Origin of the sequence: Citrobacter freundii complex sp. 2024EL-00216, from assembly GCF_043945515.1 — a bacterium.
GTDB classification, from domain to species: domain Bacteria; phylum Pseudomonadota; class Gammaproteobacteria; order Enterobacterales; family Enterobacteriaceae; genus Citrobacter; species Citrobacter portucalensis.
Genome location: NZ_JBIMRA010000048.1, coordinates 1 through 4060, shown reverse-complemented (window position 1 = coordinate 4060; position 4060 = coordinate 1). Strand labels below are relative to the sequence as shown.

Annotated in this window: 3 protein-coding genes and 2 pseudogenes; 2 read left to right on the top strand and 3 right to left on the bottom strand. The window is 50.5% G+C overall.

Features of this window, described 5'->3' with window-relative positions; translation table 11 throughout:
• A partial coding sequence (locus ACHHZ7_RS25090) for a pentapeptide repeat-containing protein (RefSeq protein ID WP_222666110.1) occupies positions 1-211 on the top strand: 211 nt, incomplete at its 5' end.
• Between the two features lie 41 nt (positions 212-252).
• On the opposite strand, the gene ACHHZ7_RS25085 is transcribed toward ACHHZ7_RS25090, so the two are convergent.
• Positions 253-705 (bottom strand): SgcJ/EcaC family oxidoreductase, encoded by a 453-nt coding sequence (locus tag ACHHZ7_RS25085; protein WP_003833285.1) that lies wholly within the window; start codon positions 703-705, stop codon positions 253-255.
• A 534-nt stretch (positions 706-1239) separates the two neighbouring features.
• On the opposite strand from ACHHZ7_RS25085, the pseudogene ACHHZ7_RS25080 reads away from it, so the two are divergent.
• Positions 1240-1779 (top strand): annotated as a pseudogene (locus tag ACHHZ7_RS25080) (ABC transporter substrate-binding protein); the annotation flags it as partial.
• 232 nt (positions 1780-2011) lie between these two features.
• Here the strand turns inward: ACHHZ7_RS25080 and ACHHZ7_RS25075 are convergent.
• Both ACHHZ7_RS25075 and ACHHZ7_RS25070 read right to left on the bottom strand, forming a co-directional pair.
• Positions 2012-3553 (bottom strand): IS91-like element ISCR1 family transposase, encoded by a 1542-nt coding sequence (locus ACHHZ7_RS25075; RefSeq protein WP_000050481.1) that lies wholly within the window; start codon positions 3551-3553, stop codon positions 2012-2014.
• Positions 3554-3957: 404 nt separating this feature from the next.
• Positions 3958-4060 (bottom strand): annotated as a pseudogene (locus ACHHZ7_RS25070) (sulfonamide-resistant dihydropteroate synthase Sul1); the annotation flags it as partial.

Genomic DNA, 4060 nt, shown 5'->3' with positions numbered 1-4060 from the left:
GGTACTGGGCGCGACGTTCAGTGGTTCAGATCTCTCCGGCGGCGAGTTTTCGACTTTCGACTGGCGAGCAGCAAACTTCACACATTGCGATCTGACCAATTCGGAGTTGGGTGACTTAGATATTCGGCGCGTTGATTTACAAGGCGTTAAGTTGGACAACTACCAGGCATCGTTGCTCATGGAACGTCTTGGCATCGCGATTATTGGCTAGTCTTCAGGGAGCGGTGAATATTCCGCCCCCTGCACAGCTTTTTACCCTTCAGGCATCGCTGAAGAGTGGTGTGTGGAAATTTTCCACTCTTTACCGTCCCATGCATAAGTGAATGTGTAGCGGGCTGAAACCGTTGATTTGTCCGCGAAGGTAAATGTGTAGGTACCGGTGTCTATCGCCTTATTACACCCCAGGCGAATGGTACGCATGTCAATTTTCCCGGTCGGCTTTTTCGCAAGAAAATGCTCGAAATAATCAACACGTTCAGCGTCCGTTAAACGCGCTTTATTGGATACAGTAGGCAACAATACCGCATCGCTAAGATAATTTTCAGATACCGTCTGCGCGTTACCTGTTTTCAATGACTCGTTCCACTTATCAAATAGCGCTTCGATTTGCGCTTTATTCACCTTCACACAGTCTGGAGTCGACGCTGCAAAAACGGCTCCAGGCAATAGGGCAAGTGAAACAACAAGGCTCAGTAATTTATTCATACAATTCATTCCATTAGAAGTTAAATGGCAACAGAAAACCGTTCATAACCAGGATCAAAGCCAAAATGCATTTAATAACCAATGGAAATCATCACCATAAATGGGTGAGAAGATTAAGATGCCATGAAGAAAAAATGGAATTAACATATTGAAATAATTATAGATACTTTAGCTATTACAACTCACATAACGTGTACTGCTTCCTGAATGATTATAGTTCAGCATTGATAGTGACACTCTAAATGCTCGCTCCACACTTCGTTATCGATGCCATACTCCATCTTCCGAGCACACACTGATATCAATCAGTAAACAACGACAGGTACGCCCCCACGTTTATAGCAAGTCAGATGGGCCATGAAAATGCTAAGATAGTTAACAGAGTAGATTCAAAGTGGATAGCAGGTATGAATTTTGACCATGTCGCGGTGTTGAACTCGCGCTTATCGAGCCTGTTACTCCCAAAAACAAACGGTAATGGCAAATGTCATTAAGTATTAGTAAGATAGCCTCTTTATATAATCCATTAAAATTATGCGCCTGGTTTTATCATCTCTGATCGTGATGGCTGGATTTCTGAGTGGTCAGGCTGCTGCTGCGCCTGAGCAAGCTCCGCACGCTGATATCCGTGACAGTGGGTTTGTCTATTGCGTCAGCGGGCAAGTCAATACGTTCAACCCACAAAAAACGAGCAGCGGTCTCATCGTCGATACGTTAGCGGCCCAATTGTATGACCGACTGCTTGATGTAGATCCCTACACCTATCGGCTGGTGCCTGAGCTTGCTGAAAGCTGGGAGGTGCTGGATAACGGCGCAACCTACCGCTTCCATCTGCGTCGTGACGTTCAGTTTCAGAAGACGGCCTGGTTCACCCCCACCCGCAAACTGAATGCAGACGATGTGGTGTTTACCTTCGAGCGCATCTTTGATCGCCACCATCCGTGGCACAATGTGAACGGCAGCAGTTTCCCCTACTTCGACAGCCTGCAGTTTGCCGATAACGTCCAAAGCGTGCGCAAACTGGACAACAACACCGTTGAATTCCGCTTAACGCAACCGGATGCCTCCTTTATGGGGTATAGGAAGTATAAACCACCTTTTTGCTCCTCATCCGAAGTATCTTACCTGAAATTCCCTCACTCGTTTACCGCTCAAGCCCCAATTTTAACTGCCGGTCCAGCCTAAACCGCTCTAATAAGGTTCGATTTGGCGGTAAAATCTCTAGCCTGATAGCTCGAGAGATACAAACTGCCCCACCGCCCCGTTTAAAAGTTGGCAGTGTTGAGCAGTGTTGGATTTGGGGTCGTCAGTCAAAGAGACGACTCTGTGATGGATCGAACAGGCTGGGAGTCAGTGGCGGCGCTCGTTCTGGTGGCAGCTCACGCTGCTTGGCGGCATTCGCCTTGGCTGTTTTCTGTTTCAGATGCTTGAGAATCTGCTCAATGACCTTCGGATCTTCGATGCTGGCAATCACTTTGACGTGACCGCCGCAGTGTTCGCAGACTTCAATATCAATATTGAAGACTCGCTTGAGGCGTTGCATCCAGGTCATGGCGCGGTGGCGCTCTGCAGGACTCTTGTCACGCCAGTTAGTATCGAGACCTTCCGATTTGTCGGGCTTCTTGCCCCGCTTGGCGGGTGTTACTTGAACTCGGTGTTTGCTGTTCGGTGCAAAGACGCCGTGGAAGCGTGTGAGGTTGACTCGCGGCTTAGGTACCAACGCAGCGAGTTTGGCGATGAAGTCCAGCGGCTCGAAGATCACATGGGTGGTGCCATTGCGGTACGGAGTTTTGAGCTCGTAACGCACCTGCCCATTGGCGGTTAATGCCAGACGTTTTTCTGAAACCGCTGGCCGACTAATGTAGCGACACAAGCGCTCAAGCTTATCCCGCTGATGCGCTTCGGCCATCACACCGGCGTGTAGCGAGAAACCAGCATGGTTGGCTACTCGACTGCTTGAGTCGGCTTTATCCTCACGCCCTGGCAAGGTTTGCAGGGTGAAGACTTTGCGCCCTTGCTGGGGGCCGACGGCAATGCGATACGTAACCGAAGCACCATGTAATTGAGTCAGCGTATCGTCTTCGCCCTCTTCCAGTGTCAACCACGTATTCTCGGCATCACGCTCCAAAATCCCACGCTTTTCCATGCAGCGAGCGATGCGATGGCTGAGGGTGTGAGCGAGCGTATTCAGCTCATCGTAAGTGGGTGCCTTGACACGATGGAAGCGTTGCTTGCCATAGTCATCTTCGGCATAGACACCATCGAGAAACAGCATGTGGTAGTGGACATTGAGATTTAGCGCGGAGCCAAAGCGTTGGATAAGAGTCACTGAGCCAGTTTGTGCAGAGGCTTTGGTGTAACCGGCTTTTTTGATCAGATGAGTTGAGAGTGTACGATAGACGATACTCAAGACCTGGCCCATCAGCTGGGGATGGCGAGCCAGCAAAAAGCGTAGCTGGAAAGGAAAGCTGAGCACCCACTGGCGAATGGGCTCCTTGGGGAAGACTTCGTCTATCAGCAGCGCCGCACTCTCGGCCATCCGGCGGGCACCGCAGCTAGGGCAAAAGCCGCGTCGTTTACAGCTGAAGGCGACCAGACGCTCGTGATGACAATCCTCGCAGCGAACCCGCATGAAACCATACTCCAGACGGCCACATTGGAGGAGGTCGTTGAATTCTTGTTGGATGTAGCGAGGCAGGTGTTGACCTTGGGCTTCGAGTGAGGCTTTGAAGGCTGGGTAGTGCTGCTCAACCAGCTGGTAGAGCAGCGTCTGGTCGGGTTGGTGGCGTTCGTAACCGTTTGTTTGAGTGGGCGATTGACTCGCCGTGGCGTTCCTTGCCAGCGACATGGGTATCCTCCGCTGATACTGTGGTTATGTACAGTATCAGCGGCTTGCGTTCAGACGTCCAGTCTGGCCCTAGACATCGCTAAATGCTTAACCCGCAATAGCCCTCACGAGTTGTTATCAGCCACTACCGGTTGAGCGAGAAGGTTTTGGGTTCAGGGTGCTATTGCTCCACCAATCACAATACTGAAGCCCCAACTGTTATCAGTTGGGGCTTTTTCTTGTCTGTTTGCGGCGGTTGCGTTTTATCGGTAGTCGTCGAGCTCTGCACCATCCCACATAAGAGCTTAACGGTGCGATCTTCAACGCCATCACACAAAACTTTCTTTTTCACGCACAGTCAACTTATTGGATGTTTTATTAACAACCCAAAAGGAGATATTTAGCGGGCGGCCGGAAGGTGAATGCTAGGCATGATCTAACCCTCGGTCTCTGGCGTCGCGACTGCGAAATTTCGCGAGGGTTTCCGAGAAGGTGATTGCGCTTCGCAGATCTCCAGGCGCGTGGGTG

What these genes read in the sequence shown, in the direction of transcription:
- ACHHZ7_RS25085 (WP_003833285.1), bottom strand. Translation starts at nt 705, where the DNA reads ATGAATAAATTACTGAGCCTTGTTGTTTCACTTGCCCTATTGCCTGGA.
- ACHHZ7_RS25075 (WP_000050481.1), bottom strand. Translation starts at nt 3,553, where the DNA reads ATGTCGCTGGCAAGGAACGCCACGGCGAGTCAATCGCCCACTCAAACA.